This is a genomic window from Xanthomonas vasicola (assembly GCF_000772705.2).
Taxonomy (GTDB): domain Bacteria; phylum Pseudomonadota; class Gammaproteobacteria; order Xanthomonadales; family Xanthomonadaceae; genus Xanthomonas; species Xanthomonas vasicola.
The window spans coordinates 59,251-84,866 of record NZ_JSBW02000086.1; the positions used below are offsets into that span (position 1 = coordinate 59,251).

Annotated in this window: 22 protein-coding genes, 1 other RNA gene and 2 pseudogenes; 15 read left to right on the plus strand and 10 right to left on the minus strand. The window is 64.5% G+C overall.

The annotated features are described in order from the left end of the window. Nucleotides 1-14: 14 nt before the first annotated feature. The 3 genes from NX05_RS19305 to NX05_RS19315 all read right to left on the minus strand — a co-directional run bounded on the left by NX05_RS19305 (nt 15) and on the right by NX05_RS19315 (nt 3,737). Nucleotides 15-668, minus strand: a complete 654-nt coding sequence (locus tag NX05_RS19305) for a methylthioribulose 1-phosphate dehydratase (RefSeq protein WP_010367148.1) — start codon at nt 666-668, stop codon at nt 15-17. Nucleotides 669-757: 89 nt separating this feature from the next. Next, the gene (locus tag NX05_RS19310; protein WP_039435208.1) at nt 758-2,188 is read right to left on the minus strand and encodes an amino acid permease; all 1,431 of its coding nucleotides are present in this window, start codon (nt 2,186-2,188) and stop codon (nt 758-760) included. Nucleotides 2,189-2,264: 76 nt separating this feature from the next. Beyond that, nucleotides 2,265-3,737 (minus strand): amino acid permease, encoded by a 1,473-nt coding sequence (locus tag NX05_RS19315; RefSeq protein WP_039435205.1) that lies wholly within the window; start codon nt 3,735-3,737, stop codon nt 2,265-2,267. 141 nt (nt 3,738-3,878) lie between these two features. Here NX05_RS19315 and NX05_RS19320 point away from each other — a divergent pair, with 141 nt between their 5' ends. Next, on the plus strand, nt 3,879-4,466 hold the full coding sequence (locus tag NX05_RS19320) for an NUDIX hydrolase (RefSeq protein WP_010367142.1): 588 nt from the start codon (nt 3,879-3,881) through the stop codon (nt 4,464-4,466). Nucleotides 4,467-4,609: 143 nt separating this feature from the next. Here the strand turns inward: NX05_RS19320 and serA are convergent, their stop codons facing one another. After that, the gene (serA, locus tag NX05_RS19325; protein ID WP_010367140.1) at nt 4,610-5,851 is read right to left on the minus strand and encodes a phosphoglycerate dehydrogenase; all 1,242 of its coding nucleotides are present in this window, start codon (nt 5,849-5,851) and stop codon (nt 4,610-4,612) included. A 208-nt stretch (nt 5,852-6,059) separates the two neighbouring features. Here serA and NX05_RS19330 point away from each other — a divergent pair, with 208 nt between their 5' ends. Genes NX05_RS19330 through NX05_RS19340 form a run of 3 tightly spaced genes read left to right on the plus strand, consistent with a single transcriptional unit; the run spans nt 6,060 to nt 9,675 of the window. Then, complete coding sequence (locus tag NX05_RS19330; protein ID WP_039435201.1) at nt 6,060-7,478, plus strand: FAD-binding oxidoreductase; 1,419 nt, start codon at nt 6,060-6,062, stop codon at nt 7,476-7,478. A gap of 32 nt (nt 7,479-7,510) precedes the next feature. Beyond that, on the plus strand, nt 7,511-7,819 hold the full coding sequence (locus tag NX05_RS19335) for a DUF2388 domain-containing protein (protein WP_039435198.1): 309 nt from the start codon (nt 7,511-7,513) through the stop codon (nt 7,817-7,819). Beyond that, entirely contained in the window at nt 7,816-9,675 is a 1,860-nt protein-coding gene (locus NX05_RS19340; protein ID WP_039435195.1) for a DUF7844 domain-containing protein, read from the plus strand. The genes NX05_RS19335 and NX05_RS19340 overlap by 4 nt, the downstream gene beginning before the upstream one ends. Before the next feature lie 245 nt (nt 9,676-9,920). On the opposite strand, the pseudogene NX05_RS19345 reads toward NX05_RS19340, so the two are convergent. The 6 genes and pseudogenes from NX05_RS19345 to NX05_RS19370 all read right to left on the minus strand — a co-directional run bounded on the left by NX05_RS19345 (nt 9,921) and on the right by NX05_RS19370 (nt 14,067). Then, a pseudogene (locus NX05_RS19345) lies at nt 9,921-10,285 on the minus strand (hypothetical protein). Nucleotides 10,286-10,305: 20 nt separating this feature from the next. Beyond that, nucleotides 10,306-10,872, minus strand: coding sequence for an elongation factor P-like protein YeiP (gene yeiP, locus NX05_RS19350; protein WP_005993551.1), 567 nt, complete (start codon nt 10,870-10,872; stop codon nt 10,306-10,308). Between the two features lie 99 nt (nt 10,873-10,971). After that, entirely contained in the window at nt 10,972-11,742 is a 771-nt protein-coding gene (locus NX05_RS19355; RefSeq protein WP_039435192.1) for an SDR family NAD(P)-dependent oxidoreductase, read from the minus strand. A 138-nt stretch (nt 11,743-11,880) separates the two neighbouring features. Further along, nucleotides 11,881-12,777: a hydroxymethylglutaryl-CoA lyase gene (locus tag NX05_RS19360; RefSeq protein WP_039435189.1), complete on the minus strand. Its 897-nt coding sequence runs from the start codon at nt 12,775-12,777 to the stop codon at nt 11,881-11,883. A gap of 106 nt (nt 12,778-12,883) precedes the next feature. Further along, a complete protein-coding gene (locus NX05_RS19365) occupies nt 12,884-13,273 on the minus strand; it encodes a VOC family protein (RefSeq protein ID WP_039435186.1) in 390 nt (129 codons plus the stop codon). Further along, nucleotides 13,270-14,067, minus strand: a complete 798-nt coding sequence (locus NX05_RS19370; RefSeq protein WP_026112801.1) for an enoyl-CoA hydratase-related protein — start codon at nt 14,065-14,067, stop codon at nt 13,270-13,272. Before NX05_RS19370 ends, NX05_RS19365 begins: the two co-directional genes overlap by 4 nt. Before the next feature lie 116 nt (nt 14,068-14,183). Here NX05_RS19370 and NX05_RS19375 point away from each other — a divergent pair, with 116 nt between their 5' ends. The 11 genes and pseudogenes from NX05_RS19375 (at nt 14,184) to carB (ending at nt 25,614) form a co-directional block, all read left to right on the plus strand. Next, the gene (locus NX05_RS19375) at nt 14,184-14,432 is read left to right on the plus strand and encodes a FeoA family protein (protein WP_039435182.1); all 249 of its coding nucleotides are present in this window, start codon (nt 14,184-14,186) and stop codon (nt 14,430-14,432) included. Continuing rightward, nucleotides 14,429-16,288 (plus strand): ferrous iron transporter B, encoded by a 1,860-nt coding sequence (gene feoB, locus NX05_RS19380; protein WP_010367124.1) that lies wholly within the window; start codon nt 14,429-14,431, stop codon nt 16,286-16,288. Before NX05_RS19375 ends, feoB begins: the two co-directional genes overlap by 4 nt. A gap of 1 nt (nt 16,289) precedes the next feature. Then, a complete protein-coding gene (locus NX05_RS19385) occupies nt 16,290-16,544 on the plus strand; it encodes a DUF6587 family protein (protein ID WP_039435179.1) in 255 nt (84 codons plus the stop codon). A gap of 80 nt (nt 16,545-16,624) precedes the next feature. Beyond that, nucleotides 16,625-17,111, plus strand: a pseudogene (locus tag NX05_RS25055) (nuclear transport factor 2 family protein). A gap of 229 nt (nt 17,112-17,340) precedes the next feature. Beyond that, nucleotides 17,341-18,543 carry an aminotransferase-like domain-containing protein gene (locus tag NX05_RS19395; RefSeq protein ID WP_039435313.1) on the plus strand — a complete coding sequence of 401 codons (1,203 nt, stop codon included), beginning with the start codon at nt 17,341-17,343 and terminating at the stop codon, nt 18,541-18,543. Further along, on the plus strand, nt 18,540-19,259 hold the full coding sequence (locus NX05_RS19400; protein WP_039435177.1) for an MOSC domain-containing protein: 720 nt from the start codon (nt 18,540-18,542) through the stop codon (nt 19,257-19,259). The genes NX05_RS19395 and NX05_RS19400 overlap by 4 nt, the downstream gene beginning before the upstream one ends. Nucleotides 19,260-19,320: 61 nt before the next feature. Further along, a non-coding RNA gene (locus tag NX05_RS19760) (sX9 sRNA) lies at nt 19,321-19,396 on the plus strand. Between the two features lie 417 nt (nt 19,397-19,813). After that, complete coding sequence (gene dapB, locus NX05_RS19405) at nt 19,814-20,530, plus strand: 4-hydroxy-tetrahydrodipicolinate reductase (RefSeq protein ID WP_010367114.1); 717 nt, start codon at nt 19,814-19,816, stop codon at nt 20,528-20,530. A gap of 239 nt (nt 20,531-20,769) precedes the next feature. After that, on the plus strand, nt 20,770-21,903 hold the full coding sequence (carA, locus tag NX05_RS19410) for a glutamine-hydrolyzing carbamoyl-phosphate synthase small subunit (RefSeq protein WP_039435175.1): 1,134 nt from the start codon (nt 20,770-20,772) through the stop codon (nt 21,901-21,903). Further along, nucleotides 21,900-22,256: a hypothetical protein gene (locus tag NX05_RS19415; protein ID WP_039435173.1), complete on the plus strand. Its 357-nt coding sequence runs from the start codon at nt 21,900-21,902 to the stop codon at nt 22,254-22,256. Before carA ends, NX05_RS19415 begins: the two co-directional genes overlap by 4 nt. A 115-nt stretch (nt 22,257-22,371) precedes the next feature. After that, on the plus strand, nt 22,372-25,614 hold the full coding sequence (gene carB, locus NX05_RS19420; protein WP_039435171.1) for a carbamoyl-phosphate synthase large subunit: 3,243 nt from the start codon (nt 22,372-22,374) through the stop codon (nt 25,612-25,614). Nucleotides 25,615-25,616: the final 2 nt, after the last annotated feature.

A 25,616-nucleotide genomic window follows, 5' to 3' on the forward strand; every position in this document is an offset into this window, starting at 1 on the left:
GGGACAGGCAATACTCAGCGCGTGCCGCGCAGTTTCAGCAGTTCGAGTTCGCAATGCAGCAGGAATTCGAACGCTTCCAGATGACGACGTGCCTCGGCCATGTTGCGGCCCCAGGCATACAGACCGTGTCCTTCGATGAGATACCCCCACATGCTCCGTTTGTCCAGCAAGGCTTCGACCTGCGCGGCCAGCACCTGCATGTCCTGGGTGTTGGCGAACACCGGCACCTCCACCGCAGTTTCATGGGTGGTGTTGCCTTCGAATGCCTTGAGCAGTTCGTAGCCTTCCAGCCGGATCACGCCGCTGCCTGCATACAGGCGCGAGGCAACCGTCTGCACCGGCGAGTGCGTATGCAGCACGCAACCGATCTCCGGAAACCGGCGATACAGCTGGGTGTGCAGCAGGGTCTCGGCAGACGGGCGCAACGGGCGGCCAACGGCCAAACCGTCGAAGTCCACCACCATGATGTCTTCTTCGACCAAGCGACCCTTGTCGCGGCCGGAGACGGTAATGGCGGCGTGCTGTTCGTCCAGACGATGAGAAAAGTTGCTGCTGGTCGCAGGTGTCCAGCCGGCATGCGCCAGCTCTCGGATATTGGCGATCAGCACGTGCGCCAGTTCGTGCAGACGCGCGGCGCTATAGGGCAGGGGGGCAGTAGTCGCATTCATGGACCTATTCTACTGCGCCCCCGGTGTACGGGCAGGTGCAGCGCAGCAGGTCGTTTCCTGCCGCGCCGGACCGCAGACCATGCGGCGGCTCAGCGGCCGTCGCGCAGACGGCTGTGGCGGTAGCCGTAGCCGAAGTAGATCACCAGGCCCACCAGCGTCCACAGGCCCATCAGCATCCAGTTGTGCAGCGTCATCGCCGACAGCAGCGCAAGACAGCTCAACACGCCAGCACTGCAAATCAACCAGGCGGCCGGCATGCGGAACGGACGCGGCAGTTCCGGGTGGGTGCGACGCAGGATCAACACGCCGGCGCAGACCGCCGCGAAGGCGATCAGCGTTCCCATCGACGTCAGCTCGCCTAGCACATCCAGCGGGAAGACCGCTGCCAGCAGCGCGATGCCCACACCGGTGATGACGGTATTGATATGCGGGGTGCGGTACTTGGGATGGATGCGGGTGAAGATCGACGGCAGCAGCCCGTCGCGCGCGATGATCATGAAGATGCGCGGCTGCCCGATGATCATCACCAGCACCACCGACGACAAGCCGATCAACGCACCCACTTCCACGATCACGCGCAGCCAGGCCAACTGCGGATGCGCTGCGACCGCGGTCACCACCGGTTCGTCGGTGCCGAGCAAGGTATACGGCAGCAACCCGGTCATCACCGCCGCCATGGAGATGTAGAGCACGGTGCAGATCACCAGCGACAGGATCATGCCGATCGGCAGATCGCGTTGCGGGCGGTGCGATTCCTGCGCCGCCACCGACACCGCTTCGAAGCCGATATAGGCAAAGAACACCATCGCCGCGCCGCGCAGCACGCCTTCCATGCCGTATTTGCCGGGGCCTTCGTTGGCCGGAATGAATGGGTGCCAATTGGCCGTGTCCACGTATTTCCAGCCCACTGCGATCACCAGCACAATCAGGCCGGTCTTGAGGATCACCATGGCCATATTCATCGCCGACGACTTGCGGATGCCGACATAGCAGAGCCAGGTCAGCAGCAGCACGATGCTGGCCGCAGGCAGGTTGGCGATCGCGCCGGTGGGTTGCAGCTTGCCGTCGAGCGGCGCGCTGACGAACGCGGCCGGCAGGTGGATGCCGAAGTGTTCGAGCAGGCTCAGGAAATAGCCGGTCCAGCTCACCGCCACTGCCGAGGCAGACATGCCGTATTCCAGCACCAGCATCCAGCCGATAAACCACGCAGCCAGCTCGCCGAAGGTGGCGTAGGTGTAGCTGTAGGCGCTGCCGGAGACAGGCACCATCGCGGCGAATTCGGCGTAGGCCATTGCGCAGAACGCGCAGCACACAGCCGCAAGCAAAAACGAGAGCATGATCGCCGGGCCGGCATGGTCGGCCGCAGCCTGGCCGGTGATGACGAAAATACCGCCGCCGATCACTGCGCCGATGCCCAGGGCGGTCAGCCCCCAGGGGCCGAGCGCGCGTTGCAGGCCCAGCCCGTCGGCCGCCTCATGGCTGGCGTGCGGGTGTTTGGTGGCCCAAAGTTGTTTGAACATGAAGCGGTTCCGGCTTGGCGCTAAGCGCGATCATTTAACAAGAAGACCAGCGTCGCGCGCCGGTCTTGAGAGAAGGTTAGGCCTGTTTCGCGAGGCGACTGTGGTGGATGCCGTAGCCGAAGTAGATACACAGGCCAATCACGGTCCAGCCCACAAACACCTTCCAGTGTTCCTGGAACGCCTGGAAGAACAGGAATAGGCAGGCCAGCGCGCCCAATGGGCAGATCACCATCGCCAGCGGCACCCGGAACGGGCGCGGCAGATCGGGCTTGGTGAAACGCAGCACCATCACCCCGGCGCACACAGTGGCGAAGGCGAGCAGGGTGCCCATCGAGACGAGTTCGCCCAGCACGTTCAACGGGATCACTCCTGCCAGCAGCGCGGCAACCACGCCGACGAAAAGCGTGCCGACGTATGGCGTACGGAATTTCGGGTGCACCTTGCCGAACAGCTTGGGCATCAACCCATCCTTGGCCATGGTGTAGAAAATGCGTGGCTGCGCCATCAGCATTACCAGCACCACCGAGGACAAACCGGCGATTGCCCCAATTTCCACCGCAGTCTTCAGCCAGGTCAGTTGCGGGTGGGCTTCCAGCGCGGTGGCCACCGGCTTGGCGGTGCCCAACTGGGTGTAGGGCAGCAAGCCAGTCAACACCGCGCAGACGATGATGTAGATGACGGTGCAAATGGCCAGCGACACCAGGATGCCAATTGGCATGTTCTTCTGCGGATCCTTGGTTTCGCCGGCGGAGGTCGAGACCGCGTCGAAGCCAATGTAGGAGAAGAACACGATGGACGCGGCACGGAACACCCCGTCCCAGCCGAACTGGCCCGGACCGGTGTTTTCCGGGACGAAGGGGTGCCAATTCGCCGGGTCGATATAGGAAATGCCGAAACCAACGAACAGGCAGATCACCACGACCTTGATCGCTACCACAATCGCATTAGCAAACGCCGACTGGGTGACGCCGATGTAGCACAGGATGCTCACTGCGCCGACGATCAGCACCGCCGGCAGGTTGACCAGATTCCCGGAACTGACGAAGCCATGTCCGTCCCAGGCAAGCGGCGCACCCGCCAACTCTGCGGGGAATGGCAGCCCCAGGGTGCCAGTGATGAAGCTGATCAGGTAGGCAGACCAGCCCACTGCAACACTGGAGCCGGCGAACAGGTATTCCAGCACCAGACACCAGCCGATGAACCAGGCGATGCCTTCGCCCAGCGTGGCGTATGAATACGAATAGGCGCTGCCGGAGACCGGCATCATTGCGGCGAATTCGGCGTAGCACAGGCCCGCAAAGGCGCAGGCGATACCGGCAAACACGAACGACAGCATCACTGCGGGGCCGGCGTGATTGGCCGCAGCCTGGCCGGTCAGCACGAAAATGCCGGCGCCGATCACCGCGCCGATGCCGAGCATGATCAGGTGCTTGGCTGTGAGGGTCCGTTGTAGCGTGGCTTCGCCTCGCAGGCTGCCTTCGACCGGTTCGCCCGCATCGACATGGCCCGCGGGTTCGATCGGTTTGACCCTCAACAGAGACTTCAGCATTCGGTACATCCCTAAGTGGCAAAGCTAGGCGCAGACGCCCGGACGAAGGTGGTGTGGCGCATCCCGGCGGGACAGGCAAGCGGCCTACCTTGCCAAAGCTACACGCTCACGACAAGCACGTACGCAGCATGAATGGCGATAATGGCCGCTTGGCCCGCACTGGGCGACCGAGATCGAGAGATGGTGGATGCAACCCTGCGGCAGCAATTGGCCGCGTACCGCCTGCGTTGGCCGGACGAAGCCGCATTGGCCGAGCAGTTCGCGCAATTGCTGGACGATGCCACCGATCCGTTCGTGCGTGAGCGTGTCGAAGGTCATTTCACCGGGTCGGCCTGGGTGGTGAGCGCCGACGGCACACGCACCTTGCTGACCCACCACCGCAAGCTGCAGCGCTGGCTGCAGCTGGGCGGCCATGCCGACGGCGACCGCGATCTGGCGCAGGTGGCGTTACGCGAGGCGGAGGAGGAATCAGGTCTCAGCGGATTGCGGCTGGCTGATGGGGCGTTATTCGATCTGGACCGTCACTGGATTCCGGCACGCGGCGAGGTGGCGGGGCATTGGCACTTTGATGCGCGTTATGTGGTGGTGGCCGGTGCGGACGAGGCCTTCGAAGTTAGTGAGGAATCGCTGGCATTGGCATGGCGTTCGATCAGCGAATTGCTCGCCGAACCTGAGCTCGATCCGTCGCTGCGGCGGATGGCAGAGAAGTGGCTGGAGAGCCGAAAGTAGCGATTCGGGATTTCGGATTGGCAGAAGCGATGGGCCGGCGCCTATCCACATGGCCAGGCCGCACATTCCCGCCCTTTAGCGCAGCGAACCGGTGAACCCACCGGTTCGCTGCGCTGTTACGAATCCCGATTCCCCAATCCCGGTCAATAAAGAACCCGCGTCCGCAAGGTGCCGGTGATCTGACCCAGGCCGTCTTTCAATATTGCAGCAAGTTCTTCGCTGGCGCTGACATCAATCACCACGTAGCCCACCTTGGGATCGGTGCGCAGGAACTGGCCGTCGATGTTGACGTTATGGCGCGAGAACAGTTCGTTGATCTGCGACAGCACGCCCGGCACGTTGCGATGGATGTGCAGCAGACGCAGGCTGTCGGGGTGCTCGGGCAAGGTGACCTCAGGGAAGTTCACTGCCGACAAGGTGCTGCCGTTGTCGCTGTAGCGCACCAGTTTGGCAGCCACTTCAATGCCTATATTGTCCTGCGCTTCCAGCGTGCTGCCGCCCACGTGTGGGGTCAGGATCACGTTGTCGTGCGCGGTGAGCGGCGATTCGAATGCATCGCCATTGCCCTTGGGCTCGATCGGGAACACATCCACCGCCGCGCCGCCAATCTGGCCGGAGGTGAGCGCTGCATCCAGCGCGTCGATGTCGATGACAGTGCCGCGCGAGGCGTTGATCAGATGCGCGCCGTGCTTCATGCGGGCGATTTCTGCCGCGCCGATCATGTCCTTGGTGGACGGCGTTTCCGGTACGTGCAAGGTCACCACGTCTGCGCGCGCCAGCAGGTCGCCCAGATCGATCGCGGCACGCGCGTTGCCGAGCGACAGCTTGGTTTCGATGTCGTGGAAGATCACCTGCATGCCCAGCGATTCGGCCAGCACGCCGACCTGGGTGCCGATATGGCCGTAGCCGACGATACCCAGCACCTTGCCGCGCGTTTCATGGCTGCCGGCGGCCGATTTGGACCAGCCACCGCGATGGCATTGGGCATTCTTTTGCGGGATGCCACGCAGCAACAGGATCGCTTCGGCGATGACCAGTTCGGCCACGCTGCGGGTATTGGAGTAGGGCGCGTTGAACACCGGAATGCCGGCCAGTTCGGCCGCGTCCAGATCCACTTGGTTGGTGCCGATGCAGAAGCAGCCGACCGCGATCAGACGCTTGGCGTGCGCCAGCACCTCGGCGCTCAGCTGGGTGCGCGAGCGGATGCCCACGATATGCGCGTCGGCGATGCGCGCCTTGAGCTCGTCTTCCGGCAGCGATTTGGCGTGCAGCTCGATCTGCGAATAACCGGCGGCGCGGAACACATCCACGGCGGTCGGGCTGACGCCTTCCAGCAACAGCACGCGGATGTCCTGCTTGGGAAACGAGGTTTTCTTCGGCGACATGGGGGAGCGCAACGCAGCAATCGGGTCGGCAACTATGCCAGATGGGGTGCGCGATTGGGTGGTCGCAACGCAGTGTTCGCACTGGCAAAGCCCTTGCGGCGCAACGGTTTCAGCTGAATCCAACGCTGCGTTGGCCATGATCGCGCGGGCTGGACGGGGCAGGCTGGCGCTGGCACGCTGTGCGGTTCCTACCGCAGCGCCGCGTGCCATGACCGATCCCCGCATCCTTTCGTTGCAACAGGCCGTGCCTGCGTTGCGTTTGAAGACCGAGCCGGCCGACCTGGAGCATTACGGCCGCGACTGGACACGGCGCTGGACGCCCAACCCGCTCGCAATCGCCTTGCCCGGCTCGGTGGACGAAGTGCAAGCGGTCATGCGTTGGGCAAATGCGCAGGGCGTGGCGGTGGTGCCATCGGGCGGGCGCACGGGGTTATCGGGCGGCGCAGTGGCGGCCAATGGCGAGCTGGTGCTGAGCCTGGAGCGCTTGAACAAGCCGCTGGATTTCAACGCAGTGGATCGCACGCTCACCGTGCAGGCCGGCATGCCGCTGGAAGCGGTGCACAACGCCGCACGCGAGCATGGCTTGGTATATCCGGTGGATTTTGCGGCGCGGGGTTCGTGTTCGATCGGCGGCAATATCGCCACCAATGCCGGCGGCATTCGGGTGATCCGCTACGGCAATACGCGCGAATGGGTGGCCGGGTTGAAGGTGGTCACTGGCGGCGGCGAGCTGCTCGAACTCAACAACGCGCTGGTGAAGAATTCCAGCGGCTACGACTTCCGCCATCTGCTGATCGGCTCCGAAGGCACGCTCGGCATCGTGGTCGAAGCCACGCTGCGGTTGACCGACCCGCCGCCGCCCAGCAACGTGATGCTGCTGGCGCTGCCCTCGTTTGAAGTGCTGATGCAGGTGTTCGCCGCGTTCCGCGCGCAGCTGCGCCTGGAAGCCTTCGAATTCTTCACCGATCGCGCGTTGCAGCATGTGCTTGCGCACGGCGCGCAGGCGCCGTTCGCCGAGGTTCACCCGTATTACGTGGTTACCGAATTCGCTGCCGGCGACGAGGTGCAGGAGGCTGCCGCGATGGCGGCTTTCGAGACCTGCATGGAGCAGGGCTGGGTCAGCGATGGCGTGATCAGCCAGAGCGATGCGCAGGCCGCGCAACTGTGGCGTCTGCGCGAAGGCATCACCGAAGCGCTGGCGCGCTACACGCCGTACAAGAACGATGTGTCTGTGCGTATCTCGGCAATGCCCGCATTCCTGGCCGAAACCCAGGCCTTGCTCAGCGAGGCCTACCCGCACTTCGATGTGGTGTGGTTCGGGCATATCGGCGACGGCAATCTGCACATCAACGTGCTCAAACCCGATGACACCAGCCAGGCCGATTTCGTTGCAGCCTGCGATCAGGTGACCAAGTTGCTGGCGCAGGCCCTGCAGCGTTTCGACGGCAGCATTTCCGCCGAGCACGGCATCGGTCTGGTCAAGAAGGCGTACCTGTGGAGTACGCGCTCTGCCGAGGAAATCGCCTTGATGCGCGGCATCAAACATGTGCTCGATCCCCATCTTTTGCTGAATCCCGGCAAGCTGTTCGAGATGGGCGAGGTGCCTGCTGCTACGCCCGCCGGTTAGTCTTCCAGCACCTTCACGGAATAGATCAGCCCATGATGCGCTCCCTGGTGTTTCGCGCTTTGACGCTGCTGCCGCTGCTGCCGCTGGCAGCAGCCGCATCCAGTCTGGCCGGTACCTCGGCAGGCGCATCGTCGGCCGGTTCGTCCAATTCCTCCGGCAGCAGTTCCGGCGAGGACAAAGTGGTAGCCGACGCCCGCGAAGATGCGGCTGGTTTTGTTGCCAGCGATGGCGTCATCCGCGGTGCGCGTCTGGAAGCGGCGTTGCTGCAGTTGCGTAGCCGTAGCGATGCGGCGCGGCTGTCCAGCGACCTGGAACTGGCGCAGTCCATCCTGGCCCAGTGAGTCTGCGCCGGCGGTGCGGTTGGCTGCTGCTGGCCGCCTTGATCGCACCGCAGGCGCAGGCCGAACTATTGGTTGAGGTTGTTTCGCCGGACTTGCCTCCGGCGGAGATCCAAGCAGGTAACGCGCTGGTGCAGGAGGTCGCACGGCGACTGCCGCAGGGCTGGACGCAGCAGCTGACTGCGCCGATCCAGTTGCAATGGCGCACCGATCTGCCAGCGCGGGTACATGGTCGTGCAATCGGCAATCGCATCCTGCTTGATCGTGCGCTGCTGCAGGCGTGGAGCGCGCAGCCCGAAGACGCACGTGCCGATCGCAACGCAGCTGCTACGCGCGCAGCGATGGCAGCACTGATACACGAACTGGCGCATGTGCTCGACCGCGGCGCACACAGCGCGTTGTCGCGCGATCCGCGCCTGCACGATCTTGCCGGTTGGCAGGTGCGGCCGTGGAGCGTGCGGCGCAGCGAAAACCAGTTCAGCGACCGCAGCCCGGACGATTACGAACGCCGCAGCCCGGCCGAGTTCGTGGCGGTCAATCTTGAGCATTACGTACTGGATGCCGACTATGCCTGCCGACGTCCTGCGCTGGCGGCCTGGTTTGCGCAGCGTATTGGTACGCCGCAGGGCGCTGTGCCATGCGAGACCGCGCTGCCGTATTTGCAGGCCGACAACGACGCAGGTGCGATGTCGTTGCTGACGCTGGAGCCGGCACGCGTGTACGCAGTGGACTATCTGCTCGCCGAGGGCAACGAGCAACCGATGAGCCGCTGGGGCCATAGCATGCTGCGGCTGGTGATCTGTGCCCCCGGCCGTGCACCGGGCCCTGCGTGCCGGCTGGATCTGCAGTACCACCGCGTGCTGTCGTTCCGCGCGTTCGTGGGCGATGTGCAGATTTCCAGCTGGCGTGGGCTTACCGGTTCGTATCCATCGCGGCTGTTCGTGCTGCCGTTGAATCAGGTCGTCGACGAATACACCAAAGTGGAACTGCGCGCCTTGTCGTCGGTGCCGCTGACCCTGAAACCCGATGAGATTTCTGCGCTGCTGACGCGTGCCGCGCAAGTGCACTGGAGTTACGACGGGCGCTATTACTTCATCGGCAACAACTGCGCGGTGGAAACCTACAAGTTGCTGCACGATGGCGTGCCACGTCTGGCTGCAGCCAATTTGTCGTCGATCACCCCGCGCGGGGTGCGGCAACGCCTGCAGCGCGCGGGTGTCGCCGATATGCGGGTGCTGGACGATCCTGCACAGGCGATCCGCCAAGGCTATTACTTCGAATCGGCGGCTGCGCATTACCAGGCCATGTTCGATGTGCTTCGGCGCGGCATCGCAGTGCCGCAAACGAGTGTCGCGCAGTGGCTGGATGCTGCGCCTGCTGCACGGGCGCAATGGTTCGATCGTGGTGGTCTGCGCGAAACTGCTGCGGCCTTGTTGCTGGAACAGGCGGCATTGCGCCGTCAGGAATTGTTGGCGCGCGATGCGCTCAAGCGCCTGCTGCAACCGGGCATGGTCGCACTCGACACGGTGCAGGGGCAGCTGCAATCGCTGTTTGCGCGGGAAGCGCAACTCAGCCACCCGGCACTACTGTTGGGTAGCGCTGGGTACGGCTTGCCGCAGGCAGACGAGCAGCAGCAGCTAACTGCGCGCGTGGCGCAGGAGAGCGAGGTGCTGGTCGGTGGCTGGAAGCAGCTGCAGGTGCTTGGGCGCCAGCAATTGCCGGCCGATGTGCGCATTGGATTGGAGCGGGGCGAGGCGAATGTGGAGCGTTTGCGCGCGCGCCTGCGTGTGCTTGCGCTAGGTGATGCGGCTGCCGCCAACGTGCAATCGGGTATGCGCGTACCTTTGCGGGTGCAGTAGCGAGCTGGGTTACGCGGATGGCTGCGTGTACGAGCCTCCCTCGCGCCTGGGCGACAAGGCGCTGCTTGCGCGCCACTGGCGCCGCGTGCCCTGGAGCGCCCTCGCTTCTAGTGAGCCGGCGCGCAGGGGATGAGGATACAAGACGAAGCCCTTGTGTCGTTCCAAATGCACGAGGCTTCGCCCGCACCCTCATCCGGCGCTACGCGCCACCTTCTCCCGAGGGAAAAGGTATCCATCCACATGCCTCAGCCGGCTGGTTGCAGATCCGCTTGCTTCGCATACTGACGCAGCCATTGGCTGACATGCGCGTCGTGCGGTACTGCTGCATTAACCTGGCCAGCCGCGCAGGTGCCGGTGTGCAGAACTGCGCCACCGCCACTTCGATTTCATGACGGCGGTCGGCGTCATAGGGTTCCTCGCCGGCGAAGTGCTCGCAGGTGTCGTAGTCGTCCACGCGCTTGCGCACATCCTCCGGCATGCCGCACAGGCCTGCCGGATGCTGCAGCCATTCGTCTTCCACCTTGGGGTCGGTGCAGGCCACCGGCGCAGGCGTTGCGGCCTGCGTTGGTGCCTGTTGCGCGCTGCAAGCCACCAGCACACCCAAGGTCATGACAACGGCGAGTCAATGCATCAGTCGGCGCGGCCGGCAAATTCGCCCGTGGTGGTGTTGACCAGCACGCGTTCGCCGTTGGTGATGTACTCGGGCACCATGATTTCCATGCCGGTGTTGAGCTTGGCCGGCTTGGGCCGCTTGGTAGCGGTGCCGCCCTTCAATTCCGGCGGGGTCTCCACCACTTCCAGCGTCACCGTCTGCGGCAGTTGCACAGCCACCGGCTGGTCGTCGATCACTTGTACATAGATGCCGGTCAGGCCATCGGTGATGTAGCCGGCGTCGGTGCCGATCACGTCCGCATCCAGCGTGTACGGGGTGAAATCTTCGTCGTCCATGAACACGAACGCTTCGCCGTCCTTGTACGAGAACGTCGAGAGCCGGCGCAGCAGTTCGACTTCCGGCAGGTTGTCGTCGGCATCGAAGCTGGCGTCGGTTTTCACCCCGCCTGGCACGCTGTACATGATGAAACGGAAGCGCACATTGCCGCCGCGGCCCTGCGGCGAGCTGCGCTCGATGTCGCGGATCTGGTAAATGCCGCCGTTGTATTCGACGACGTTGCCTTTCTTGATGTCGTTAGCTTTCATGGGATCGGGAGTTGGGAATGGGGAATTGGAAAAGCCGGGGCCGGGGTAGCAGGAGCGGGGCGCCGTTGCGGTTCCCCATTTCCGATTCCCCATTCACCGCTACTTAGGCGCCAGACGCACGCCGCCGTCCAGGCGAATCACTTCGCCGTTGAGATAGCGGTTGCGCAGGATGAAGGCGACGGTGTCGGCGTACTCGTCGGGCTGGCCCAGGCGTGAGGGGAACGGGATGGAGGCGGCCAGCGATTGCTGCACGGTCTCGGGCATGCCGTCGACCATCGGAGTCCAGAACACGCCCGGTGCAATCGTCATTACACGAATGCCGAAGCGCGCAAGTTCGCGCGCCATCGGCAAGGTCATGCCGACCACGCCGCCCTTGCTGGCGGCGTAGGCCGCCTGGCCGATCTGGCCCTCGAACGCCGCCACCGAGGCGGTGTTGACGATGACACCACGCTCGCCGTCGTCGCCGGCGGCGTTGTGTTGCATCACATCGGCCGCGGCCTTGGCCACATTGAAGCTGCCGACCAGATTCACCAGCACGGTGTTGCGGAAGGTGGCCAACGGCATTGGCGCTTGCTTGCCCAGCACGCGGCCGGCGCCCAGGATGCCGGCGCAATTCACCACCAGGTTGAGCCCGCCCAGCGCCTGCGCAGCGTGCGCCACATTGGCCGCCACCTGTGCTTCGTCGGTGACATCGGTGGCGACGTAATGTGCGTTGCCTGCACCGAGCAGCGCCAGCGCTGCGTCGGCGTTGTCGGCGTTGACGTCGAACAACGCGACCTTGCCGCCGTCGGCAACGAGACGCTGCGCAACAGCTAGACCAAGGCCGGACACGCCGCCGGTAACGATGGCAAGGACAGAAGATGGCTGCATGCGGTAATTCCCTGAAAAGCGTTGAAGGCCGATGGAGACCGGCGAGCGAACGATCGGCGAAGCGGTCGGCAATTCTAGCCGAAGCCCTTGCGTGATCGCGGTTGACGGCAATGCAGCATTGCTAGGACAAGTGAAGCCTCAGCCAGCCGCAGCCAGCGCCTTGCCGACCTTGCTGCCGGTGTCGCGGCCGAGCAGCTGTGCCAGCCAGCGGCCGGTGCGGGCGAGAGCGGGCAGATCGATGCCAGTGGGCATGCCCAACCCCTGCAACAGGTACACCACGTCTTCGCTGGCCACGTTGCCACTGGCGCCCTTGGCATACGGGCAGCCGCCCGCACCGGACACGGCCGCATCGACCACGCGCACGCCTTGCTCCAGACAGGCCGCGATATTGGCCAATGCTTGGCCGTAGGTGTCGTGGAAATGCACTGCCAACGCCTGCATCGGCACTGCCTGCGCCACCGCGGCCAGCATCTGGCGCGCCTTGACCGGCGTGCCCACGCCAATGGTGTCGCCCAGCGAGATTTCATAGCAGCCGAGCGCATGCAGACGTTGCGCGACGTCGACCACGTCGGCCACCGGCACCTCGCCCTGATACGGGCAGCCCAGCACGGTGGACACATAGCCGCGCACGCGCACGCCATCGAGCGCAGCTTGCTGCAGGATCGGCCGAAACCGGTCGATCGATTCATCGATACCGGCATTGGTATTGGTGCGATTAAACGCCTCCGAGGCCGCGGTAAACACCGCCACTTCCTGCGCACCGGCGGCGCGTGCGCGCGCATAGCCCTGCAGGTTCGGCACCAGCACCGGATAGGCGATGCCGGGCGCCTGCGTAATGCCGGCAAACACCTCGGCAGCGTCGGCCAGCTGCGGCACCCAGCGTGGGCTGACGAAGCTGGTCGCCTCGATGGTGCGCAGCCCGGTGGCCGTGAGTTGATCGATCAATGCGATCTTGTCGGCAGTGGCGATCGGTTGTGCTTCGTTCTGCAGGCCATCGCGCGGGCCGACTTCGACAATGCGGACGAAGTCGCTCATGCGCTCACATCGCCAGGCGCATCAGTAGGCGCAGCCATTGCCGCAACGCCAAACGCGGCGGCTGCGGCATGCGCGCAGAAAGCAACCAGGGACATTGGACAGGTACTCATGTGAGAAGGTGGCAGACCGCTTCGCAATTATTGCCGTCGGGGTCGAGCACGAAGGCGCTGTAATAGCTTGCGTGGTAATGCGGGCGCAGGCCGGGTGCGCCGTGATCGCGGCCACCGGCAGCCAGCGCAGCACGATGAAACGCATCCACGCTGGCGCGGTCAGCCGCTGTCAGCGCCACATGGGTGGTGCCTGGCGTCTGCACGTCGGAACCCAGCCATAGAAATGGGCGCTCGGTGCCGAAGCCGGCATGCGCGCGGCCGCCAGTTTGTGCGGCAGTCAGCTCCACTAGCGACGCGATGCCCAGGGGCGCAAGCGCGGCCTGATAGAACGCGGTGCTGGCGCGCAGGTCGCTGCATGCCAGGCCAATGTGGTCGATCGCGCTCATGTCATGCTCTCCGGCACCCAGGCGGCGCTGCGCTTGTCGAGAAATGCACCCAGGCCTTCCTGGCCTTCGGGCGAGACGCGCAAGCGGGCGATCAACGCCGCGTTGGCGGCATCGATGGCATCGCGGTCGGCGGGCGGCAGTACCGAGCGCACCAGCGCTTTGGCACTGCTGGAGGCTAGCGGCGCTGCAGCCAGCAGCAGGCGAACCTGGCGCTCCACGGCGATATCCAACTGATCGGCGCCCACCAGTTGATGCAGCAGTCCCAGCAACTGTGCGGTGCCGGCATCGAAGATCTCGGCGGTGGCAAACCAACGCCGCGCCTGGCGCGCACCAATCGCCGCGACCACATGGGGTGAAATGACCGCCGGCAGCAAGCCCAGCCTGCTCTCGGTCAGGCCGAAGCGCGCCTCGGTGCAGCCGATGGCGATATCGCAACACGCGACCAAACCGACACCGCCGCCGAAGGCTGCGCCGTTGACCCGTGCGATGGTCGGCTTGGGCAATTCATCCAGGATGCGCATCAGCTGCGCCAGCGCCAGTGCGTCGGCGGCATTGTCGGCTTCGCTGGCGGTCGCCATGCCACGCATCCAATTCAGGTCTGCACCGGCCGAAAAGGCAGCGCCGTCACCGGTCAGCACGACCACGCGGATCTGTGGTGCCTGGCCAGCCTGGCGTAACGCCTCAGTCAGCGCTGCGATCAGCGTCGCGTCGAACGCGTTGTGCACCGCCGGGCGATGCAATCGCAAGGTGCGGACCGCGCCCTGGTCCTCCACGATCAAGCCAGTCTCCTGCATTGCGAAGAAGTCCATGAATGGGATGCGAACCATGATAGCGGGCCGGCCCGCCGGAGCCATGATGCGGTGCGTCGATGCTAGAATTGAGAACCATTCCTAACAATCAGGCCGTCTTTGTGACGCTGTCCGACATGCCTTTGCATCGTGCCGCCATCGTGGACTTCGTGGAGGATCGACTCCCCAACGACACGATTGCCCGGCGCTTGCGGGAGTTGGGGTTTGTTGCAGGCGAGGAAGTGACGGTGCTGGCCACCGGGCCGGTCGGGCGCGAACCGTTGTTGGTGCAGGTCGGCTATACGCGGTTTGCCCTGCGACGCAGCGAGGCCGCGCGCGTGCAGGTGCGCGAAGCGGGAGTGTCGGCATGAGCGCGGCAGCGGTTCCCTTGCGCCTGGCGCTAGTGGGTAACCCCAACAGCGGCAAGACTGCGCTGTTCAATCAGTTGACCGGCAGCCGGCAGAAGGTGGCCAATTACACCGGCGTTACTGTCGAGCGTAAGGAAGGGCACTTCCGTGCGCCGTCGGGGCGCGATTTCGCGGTGCTGGATCTGCCCGGCGCCTACAGCCTGCAACCGGCGAGCCTGGACGAGGCGATCACCCGCGACCTGTGCCGTGGCTTTTATCCAGGCGAGCCGGCACCGGACGTGCTGGTCTACGTGATGGACGCGACCAATCTGCGCCTGCATCTGCGCTTTGCGCTGGAGCTGCGCGAACTCGGCCGGCCGATGATCGTGGCGCTGAATATGATGGACGCCGCACAGCGCCGCGGCATCGTCATCGACCTGCCGGCGCTGGAGCAGGCGCTCGGCGTGCCGGTGATCGAAACGGTGGCGGTGCGTCGCGGCGGTGCCAAAGTGTTGGTTGAACGGCTCGATACGCAGGCCGCACGCCTGGCAGCGCCCACCGCCAGCCCACCAGCCGACGGCAACTACCACGCGTTGGTGCGGCAGATCCTCAGCGCAGCCGTGACCATGCCCACCCGCACCTCGCGCGTGGACGATGCGCTGGACCGCTGGTTGCTGCATCCGCTCTGGGGTTTGGTCACGCTGGCGGTGGTGATGTTCCTGATCTTCCAGGCGGTGTATGCCTGGGCTGCACCAGTAATGGAGATGATCGACGGCGGCACCGCCGCGCTGGGCCAGTGGGTCGGCGCCACCTTGCCAGAAGGTCCGCTCAATAGCCTGCTCAAGGACGGCGTCATCGCTGGCCTTGGCGGGGTAATCGTGTTCCTGCCGCAGATACTGATCCTGTTCGCCTTCATCCTGGCGTTGGAAGAATCCGGCTACCTGCCGCGCGCCGCCTTCTTGCTCGATCGCATGATGTCTGCGGCCGGCCTGTCGGGGCGCTCGTTCATTCCGCTGCTGTCGAGCTTTGCCTGTGCGGTGCCGGGCATCATGTCCACGCGCAGCATCCAGGACCCGCGCGACCGGCTCGCGACCATCATGGTCGCGCCGTTGATGACCTGTTCGGCGCGGCTGCCGGTGTACGCATTGCTGATCGGTGCCTTCATTCCGCAGAAGACGGTGTGGGGCATCTTCAATCAGCAGGGGTTGGTGCTGTTCGGGTTATATGCCGCGGCCATCCTCAGTGCGCTGCTGGTGTCGTGGACGATGAAGAAGTGGCGGCGCGACAAGAGCGAGCATCCGCTGATGCTGGAACTGCCGTCCTACCGGGTGCCGCAGCTGCGCGATCTGGCGCTCGGCCTGTGGGAGCGTGCGTGGATCTTCCTCAAGCGCGTGGGCGGCATCATCCTGGCGCTGACCATCCTGCTGTGGTTTTTGCTGTCGTTCCCGGCGGCGCCGGCCAATGCCACCTTGCCGCCGATCGACTACAGCTTCGCAGGTCGCATCGGCCATGCAATGGCGGTGTTCTTCGCACCGCTGGGCTTCAACTGGCAGATCTGCATTGCGCTGATTCCCGGCCTGGCCGCACGCGAAGTAGCGGTTGCTTCGCTGGCCACGGTCTACGCGCTGTCGGCTGCTGACGACGATGCGGCGGCACAGGCATTGTCGCCGCTGATCAGCGATGGGTGGTCGCTGGCCACCGCGCTGTCGTTGCTGGTCTGGTACATCTACGCACCGATGTGCATCTCCACACTGGCCACGATCAAGCGCGAAACCAACTCGTGGAAGCAGATGAGCATCAGCGCGGTGTACCTGTTCGCGCTGGCCTACCTGGCCTCGCTGGTGACCTACCAGCTGGCCGTACTGCTGGGAGCCGGCTGAGGTGACGCTTTCGCTCGCACTGCAATACCTGGTGATCGCCATCGCCGTGCTGGTCAGCCTGTGGGTGGTGATGAAGAAGCAGTTTCCAGGCGTGCTGCATCGTTTGCGCGGTGCGCTTGCACTTGGTCTGCTGCGCAGCGGACGACCAGCATGGATGCAGATGATTGGGCGTCGCGTTGCACCGCCCGCCACACAAAATGCATCGGCTTGCGGCGGATGCGACAGCTGCGGCCCGACACCGCCGCGTCGTCACTGATACTTGTAGCGTCAGCTACACTCGCGCGGCCGCAGGACGCGGCGGAACAGGGGGCGGTGACGCGTTTGTAGGTGTTGTAGGTGTTGTTGGCGGTGCTGGCCACCGTTGCAGGTGTCTATAACCACGGTGGCAAGGCGCTCGACGACAAGCAGGTGGGCGATTTCTATGCCGCGCACGACAAGGCGATGTTGGGCCAGGATGGCGAGGCGCTGTGCGCCATGGCCGCTCCGGTTCGAAATGGTTGTGCTGTACCGCATGGATTCGCATCAGAAGCGGGAGACCACCAGTCGCGAGAAATACTGCAACTCCAACGGCGAATGGGCGCAGGTGCTGCGGCAGATGAGCCGCGTGGCGAATCCGGAAGAGTTGATCGACTAAAAGCAGTCGATCACCAAGATCGACATTGCCGCGGACGAACAATCGGCCATGGTCGAAACGCGCGCCACGCTCGGTCTGCCCGGCTTGCGCATGACCTTCCGCACCCGCGACAGGGTGATCCGCAAGCGCTGGAAGACGCCGATAGCCCGTAGCGAAGGCACCGCCTGGGTTGGCCCGGCGTATCAATAAGAGCAGCAAACAATTCTATCGGACAGGCTGGTGTAGGCGCAGTTGATGCTGGGTGCGACACGCGTCAGTGGTCCGGTTCGGTTTCCGTACGCTGTCCACGCAAGCCTGACAACCGCTCGCTGCATTGTGTTCGCCGCTCGATATAGCGGCGGTGAGCCAGGCAAACGGCGTGAAGTCCGTCGCTGCACTGCACAGCGCAGCAGCCACTTGCGTTCGCTATGCTTATGCCATGACAACCTCCTTTCAGATCTCCCGACGTGCGCAGGCGCTGACCAGTTCGGCGATTCGCGAAATCCTTAAAGTGACCGAGCGGCCGGAGGTGATTTCCTTCGCCGGCGGGTTACCGTCGCCAGCCACGTTCCCGGTGGAGCGCATGCGCGCGGCCAGCGACCAGGTGCTGCGCGATGCGCCACAGGCGGCGCTGCAATACGGCCCCACCGAAGGCTATGCGCCGCTGCGCGAGTGGGTGGCTGCGCGGCTGAGTCGCGATGGCGCCAGCATCCGGCCGAGCCAGGTGCTGATCACCACTGGTTCGCAGCAGGGCCTGGACCTGCTCGGCAAGGTCTTCATCGACGAAGGCAGCAAGGTGCTGGTTGAGACGCCGAGCTATCTGGGTGCATTGCAGGCGTTTTCGTTGTTCCAGCCGGCTTTTGTCGGCATGCCCTCGGACGAGGACGGTGTGGTGGTGGACACGCTGGATGCGGCGCTGCTGGCCGATGCACGGTTTCTGTATTGCCTGCCGAATTTTCAGAACCCCACTGGCCGGCGCTTGCCGGTGGCGCGCCGCCAGGCATTGGTGGCGCGCGTGGCCGAGGCGGGCGTGCCGATCGTCGAAGATGATCCGTACGGCGAGCTGTACTACAGCGGGCAGCCGTTGCCGAGTCTGCTGTCGATGAACCCGGAAGGCGTCATCTACATGGGCTCGTTTTCCAAGGTGCTCGCCCCCGGTTTGCGGCTGGGCTATGTGGTGGCACCCGAGGCGGTGCTGGGCAAGCTGATCCAGGCCAAGCAGGCGGCCGATCTGCACACACCATCTTTCACGCAGCGCGTGGTGTACCAGACGCTGCAGGACGATTTTCTCGAGACCCATATTCCGCAGATCCGTGCGTTGTATGCGCGCCAATGCAGCCTGATGCTGGAGGCGCTGGATCGGCATTTCCCGGCGCAGGTGCACTGGAATCGCCCGGAAGGCGGCATGTTCCTGTGGGTGACGCTGCCACCTGGGCTGGATGGCACCGCATTGTTGGCGCGGGCTATTGCGCGCAATGTCGCCTTCGTGCCGGGCGCGCCGTTCTACGCGACGTTGCCGCAGGCCAATACGCTGCGCTTGTCGTTTGTCACCGTGCCCGGCGAGAAGATCGATGCCGGTATCCAGGTGCTGGGCGAGCTGCTGCGTGAGGCGCTGGACGAATTGCCAGGGCAGGGCGCGTGACAGTGGCGACGACGGAGCAGGGCGCGCCGATCGCGATCAAGATCGATAGCGTTGCCATCGGCCGTGTCCGCGACTTCACCCGCCCCGGTAGCCGCAGTGCGATCGATAAGCGCGCGCTGCAGGGTGCGGTGCAGGTCGGCATCGAAGGCCTGGAAGGCGACGAGCAAGGCGACCGGCGCGTGCATGGTGGGCCGGACAAGGCCATCCATCATTATCCGCGCGATCACTACGCTGCCTGGCGCAATGAGCTCGGTACGCACGCGTTGCTAGAAGCTGCCGGCGCCTTCGGCGAAAACCTCAGCAGTGTCGGCATGACCGAAGCCGACGTCTGTCTCGGCGACCGCTTCGCGTTGGGCACCGCCGTGGTGGAAGTGTCGCAGTTGAGGCAACCGTGCTGGAAACTCTCGGACCGCTTCGGTGTGCGCGAACTGGCGCGGCGTGTGCAGGAAACCGGCCGCACCGGTTGGTACTACCGCGTACTGCAGCCGGGCAGCGTTGCGGCCGGCGACCTGCTGACCCTGCAGGCGCGCCCGCATCCGCAGTGGCCGCTGTCGCGCCTGCAACAGGTGTTGTACGCGCGCCAGGTCGATGTCTCCGCCGTCACTGCAGTGCTGCAGCTGCCGCTGGTGCCATCGTGGCGCACGCTGTTCGAACGCCGCCTGCAGCGCACCGAAGTGGAGAGCTGGAGCAAACGGCCGGATGGCCTCAGCGATTAAGAGCAGCTAACAAAACTACTGCGCAGCCGCCAGGCGGGCGCGGCCGGTGCTCGGAGTCCTCATGTACCACTCGTACACTCCGGTTCCTGTGCGCCGCCCGCACCCGCCTGACGACTGCTCGCTACGTTTTGTTAGCCGCTCTAAGCGCGATCAGCACGCCTGCTGCGTCACCATCGGACGCGTGGTCGTGTTGCAAATCCTCGTGTGCCAGGCTTGCAGTGAGGCTGCTCTTCGGTGATTGCACCCGCTGAGGCCTGTTCGCGCGTTTGATGGACTTTCCAAAGCCAACTGGCACTAAGGCTGTTCCGTTGCCAAGCGCGCGCACTATTGCTCAATGTCGGCATGCGTAACTCGTACGTCTGCGGTTCGCTGCTCCGTCAGCACCCATCCCAGAACCGCTCGCTTCATCTTATTCCCGCTGCGAAAGCCACTAACAACACAACCCTGCAACGGCGCGTCGCGCGCAGGGCACCACCGCGGCGACGAATCTCCAATCGCAACGCCTCAATCCCGGCTATCGTGTATCACCTACACCGCCAAGCCAGCCTGCCGCCATGACAACCTCTGCTGTGAAAGTTCTGATCCACGGCGCCTCCGGGCGGATGGGCAAGGCGCTGCTGCGATTGGCTGCCGAAGACGAGAGCTTGCAGGTGGTCGGCGCCGTAGTGGGCCGCTCGCCATCGCAACGCGTCATCGATGGGGTACCGTTCTTCGCTGCCAGCGAACTCGGCGGCGCGCCTGCGTTCGATGTGGCCATCGACTTCAGCTTGCCGCAGGGCTTCGCGCCGATCCTGACGCTGTGCGCGCAGCGCGGTAAGCCGCTGGTGTCCGGCACCACCGGGCTGGACGAGGCGCAGCGCGTGGCACTGCGCGATGCGGCCCAACAGATTCCGTTGGTGTGGGCGTCCAACTTCAGTCTCGGCGTGGCCGTGCTGACCGAGCTGGTGGAGCGCGCCGCCGGCACCTTGCCGGGGTGGGATTGCGACATCATTGAGGCACATCACGTGCACAAGCAGGACGCGCCCTCCGGAACCGCGTTGACGCTGGGCGAGGCGGCCACCGGTAGCGGCGCGCAGCCGCGCTATGTGAGCCTGCGTGCCGGCGACATCGTCGGCGAACACACCGTGCAGTTCACCGGGTTGGGGGAGAGGGTCGAACTGGTGCATCGCGCGACCAACCGCGACATCTTCGCGCGCGGTGCCTTGCATGTCGCCAAGCGACTGATCGGCAAGCCGGCCGGCAGTTACCGCGTGCGCGATCTGGTGCTGTAAGCCGTCGCGCCACCGCGCATGAACGGTGGCCGCACGTCGCGGCCTATTCATGCCCCAGCATTGATACCGGTGCTGCATCGAACGCTCTTCAGGCTGGCATGCCGGGGCAGTTGCCTTTACAATTCTCGCTTGCCCGAACCAGCGTCGGACCGGTCCCCAGCACCGCGTCCGCGCTTTGCTGCAACCGGAATTTGGCCGGAAGCGCATCGGAGTCCCAGGCAGCCAGAGCGAGACCCCACGTGACCCAACCCGCAATCCTTGTCCTCGAAGACGGCACCGTGTTCGAGGGCGAATCCGTAGGCGCCAACGGGCTTTCCGTCGGCGAAGTGGTGTTCAACACCGCCATGACCGGCTATCAGGAAGTCCTGACCGATCCCTCCTACGCCCGCCAGATGGTCACGCTGACCTATCCGCATATCGGCAACACCGGCTTCACCGATCAGGACGACGAGGCCCGCAAGATCTGGGCCGCCGGCCTGATCGTGCGTGATGTGCCGCGCCGCCCCAGCAACTGGCGCAGCCAGGTGGCCTTGCCGGAATGGCTGCAGGCCCGCGGTGTGGTCGCCATCTCCGGCATCGACACCCGTAAGCTGACCCGCCTGCTGCGGCAGAAGGGCGCCCAGAACGGTGCGCTGATGGCCGGCGAGATCGACGTCGAAAAAGCACTGGAAGCCGCGCGCAAGTTCCCCGGCCTGAAAGGCATGGATCTGGCTAAGGTGGTCTCGACCGAGAGCACTTACAGCTGGCAGGAAGGCCAGCTGGATCTGAACGCCGATGCGTTCGTGCAGGCCGAGCTGAAATACAAGGTTGTGGCCTACGACTACGGCGTGAAGCTCAACATCCTGCGCATGCTGGCCGAGCGCGGCTGCGACGTCACCGTGGTGCCGGCGCGCACGCCGGTGGCCGAGGTGATGGCGCTGCAACCCGATGGCGTGTTCTTGTCCAACGGCCCGGGCGACCCGGAGCCGTGCGACTACGCGATCGATGCGATCAAGCAACTGATCGCGCAGAGGGTGCCGACCTTCGGTATCTGCCTGGGCCATCAGTTGCTGGCGCTGGCCAGCGGCGCCAAGACGCTCAAGATGGCCACCGGCCATCACGGTGCCAACCATCCGGTGCAGGATCTGGACGGCGGCCGGGTGATGATCACCTCGCAGAACCACGGCTTTGCGGTGGATGAAAGCACGTTGCCGGCCAATGTACGGGTGACCCATCGGTCGCTGTTCGACGGCACCAACCAGGGCATTGCGCTGACCGACGCACCGGCGTTCTCGTTCCAGGGCCATCCGGAAGCCTCGCCAGGCCCGCGCGACGTGGGGCCGTTGTTTGATCGGTTCGTGGCGTTGATGGCCAAGGATGCCAACCGCGCATGAGCGGCCGTCTGATAGGCGTGCTGATCATCCTGGCGGGCGCCGCGCTGGCGTATTGGGGCGTATGGACGCCCCTGCAGCAGGCGCAGGCCGGCGCCGCGTCGATCACCCTGCCTGGCGGCATCAAACTGGCCTTGTTGGTGCCGATGTGTGTGGTGTTCGGCTTCGGCTATGCGATCGGTGGTGGGCGTTTTCATCAGGCCATGCACAACACCGACCCGGACAAGGTGCGCCGCTGGGGCAAGACGTCCGGCTTCGGCTGGGTGCTGATACTGACCAGTTTCGCTGCCGCGTTCGGGCTGCATCAGTGGATGCAGCGCGGCCTGCATGCCCTGGGTTACGGGTCAGCGGGATGACCTCGGCATTCGGCTCCGTGGAGTCGAGCAATCCTCATGCTGCGTTGCGATCTGATCGCCGCGGCCACTCTTTACGCACCTGCGGCTTGCCGCATGTATTCAATCGGGTAATGAAATGCCAAAGCGCACCGACCTAAAAACCATCCTGATCATCGGCGCCGGCCCGATCGTCATCGGCCAGGCCTGCGAGTTCGACTACTCGGGCGCGCAGGCGTGCAAGGCGCTGCGTGACGAGGGCTACCGCGTGGTGCTGGTCAACAGCAACCCGGCCACCATCATGACCGACCCGAACATGGCCGATGCCGTGTATATCGAGCCGATCAACTGGCAGACGGTCGAAAAGATCATCGCCAAGGAAAGGCCCGACGCGCTGCTGCCGACCATGGGCGGGCAGACCGCGCTGAACTGCGCGCTGGATCTGGCCGACCACGGCGTGCTGGAGAAGTACAACGTCGAGCTGATCGGCGCCAAGCGCGAAGCGATCCGCATGGCCGAAGACCGCGAGCTGTTCCGCGTGGCGATGGGCGAGATCGGCCTGGATTGCCCCAAGGCCGCGGTGGCCCACACCCTCGAAGAAGCGCTGGAAATCCAGACCCGCGTCGGCTACCCGACCATCATCCGCCCCAGCTTCACCCTCGGCGGTAGCGGGGGCGGCATCGCCTACAACCGCGAAGAGCTGATCGACATCGTGGGCCGCGGCCTGGAACTGTCGCCGACCACCGAAGTGCTGGTGGAAGAATCGGTGTTGGGCTGGAAAGAATTCGAGATGGAAGTGGTGCGCGACACCGCGGACAACTGCATCATCGTGTGCGCGATCGAAAACCTTGACCCGATGGGCGTGCACACCGGCGACTCGATCACCGTGGCACCGGCGCAGACGCTCACCGACAAGGAATATCAGCGCCTGCGCGATGTCTCGATCGCGGTGCTGCGCAAGATCGGTGTGGATACCGGCGGCTCGAACGTGCAGTTCGGCATCAGCCCGACCACCGGCCGCGTCGTGGTCATCGAAATGAATCCGCGCGTGTCGCGTTCGTCGGCGCTGGCCTCCAAGGCCACCGGCTTCCCGATCGCCAAGGTTGCCGCCAAGCTGGCGGTGGGCTACACGCTGGACGAATTGAAGAACGAAATCACCGGTGGTCTGACCCCGGCCTCGTTCGAGCCGTCGATCGATTATGTGGTCACCAAGATTCCGCGCTTTGCGTTCGAAAAGTTCCCGCAGGCCGATGCGCGTCTGACCACGCAGATGAAGTCGGTGGGCGAGGTGATGGCGATGGGCCGCACCTTCCAGGAATCGCTGCAGAAAGCGCTGCGTGGCCTGGAAACCGGCAAGATCGGCCTGGACCCGAGCGGTCTGGATCTGAGCAGCGAAGACGATATCGCCACGCTCAAGCGCGAGCTCAAGGCGCCGGGCCCGGAGCGTCTGTTCTACGTGGCCGATGCGTTCCGCGCCGGCATGACGGTGGCCGATGTGTACGCGCTGTCGTTCATTGACCCCTGGTTCCTGGACCAGATCGAAGAAATCATCAGCCACGAACAGCAGCTGGCCGACGACGGCATGGCCGCGCTGGATGCACCGCGTCTGCGCATGCTCAAGCGTGCCGGTTTCTCCGATGCGCGTCTGGCCGAGCTGATCGGCAGCAACGAAGAGTCTGTGCGCACGTTGCGCCGTGCGCTGAAGGTGCGCCCGGTTTACAAGCGCGTGGATTCGTGCGCTGCCGAATTCGCCACCAGCACCGCCTACATGTATTCGACCTACGAGGACGAATGCGAAGCGCTGCCGACCGATCGCGACAAGATCATGATTCTTGGCGGTGGCCCCAACCGCATCGGCCAGGGCATCGAGTTCGATTACTGCTGTGTGCATGCGGCGCTGGCGCTGCGCGATGATGGTTTTGAAACCATCATGGTCAACTGCAACCCGGAAACCGTCTCCACCGATTACGACACCTCCGACCGTCTGTATTTCGAGCCGCTGACGCTGGAAGACGTGCTGGAAATTGTCGAGCTGGAAAAACCCAAGGGCGTGATCGTGCAGTACGGCGGCCAGACTCCGCTGAAGCTGGCGCGTGCGCTGGAAGCCAACGGTGTGCCGGTGATCGGCACCTCGCCGGATTCGATCGATCTGGCCGAAGACCGCGAGCGATTCCAGCAGCTGGTCGACAAGCTGGGCCTGAAGCAGCCGCCGAACCGCATCGCGCGTAATTCCGAAGAAGCCTTGGTGCTGGCGCGCGAAATCGGCTACCCGCTGGTGGTGCGCCCGAGCTACGTGCTGGGCGGCCGCGCGATGGAAATCGTGTACGGCGAATCCGACCTGGCGCGCTACGTGCGCGATGCGGTGAAGGTTTCCAACGACTCGCCGGTGCTGCTGGACCGCTTCCTAGACAACGCCGTTGAAGTGGACGTGGACATCATTGCCGACAAGGACGGCAATGTGCTGATCGGCGGCGTGATGGAACACATCGAAGAAGCCGGCGTGCATTCGGGCGATTCGTCGTGCTCGCTGCCGCCGTATTCGCTCTCGCCCGAAACCCAGGCCGAGCTGCGCCGTCAGGTGGTGATGCTGGCCGAAGGGTTGAACGTGGTCGGCCTGATGAATACCCAGTTCGCGGTGCAGGTCAACGAGGCCGGCGACGACATCGTGTATCTGCTGGAAGTAAATCCACGTGCCTCGCGCACGGTGCCGTTCGTGTCCAAGGCGATCGGCATCCCGCTGGCCAAGATTGCCGCACGTTGCATGGCCGGCAAGACGCTGGCCGAGCAGGGCGCCACCACGGAAATCGTGCCGGACTATTATTCGGTGAAGGAAGCGATCTTCCCGTTCGCCAAGTTCCAGGGCGTGGACCCGATCCTCGGGCCGGAGATGCGCTCCACCGGTGAAGTGATGGGTGTGGGCCGCAGCTTCAGCGCCGCGTTTGCGCGCGCGCAGGAAGCCGGCGGCATCAAGGCGCCGCCGCTGGGCAAGGCGTTCGTATCGGTGCGTGACCCGGACAAGCAACGCGTGCTGCCGGTGGCGCAGGCGCTGGTGGAGCGCGGCTTTACGCTGGTGGCTACGCGCGGCACCGGTGCCTGGCTGCAGCAGAACGGGCTGAGCTGCGAGATCGTCAACAAGGTCGCCGAAGGCCGCCCGCACATCGTCGATTCGATCAAGAACGGCGAGATCGTCTACATCGTCAACACCACTGAAGGTCGCGCCGCCATCTCGGACTCGTTCTCGATCCGCCGCGAAGCGCTGCAGCATCGCGTGACCTATTCGACAACTGTCGCTGGCGCCAAGGCGCTGGTGCATTCGCTGGAATTCCGCGGCACCGGCCCTGTGTGGTCGCTGCAGGAACTGCACAAGGAGCTGGAAGCATGAGA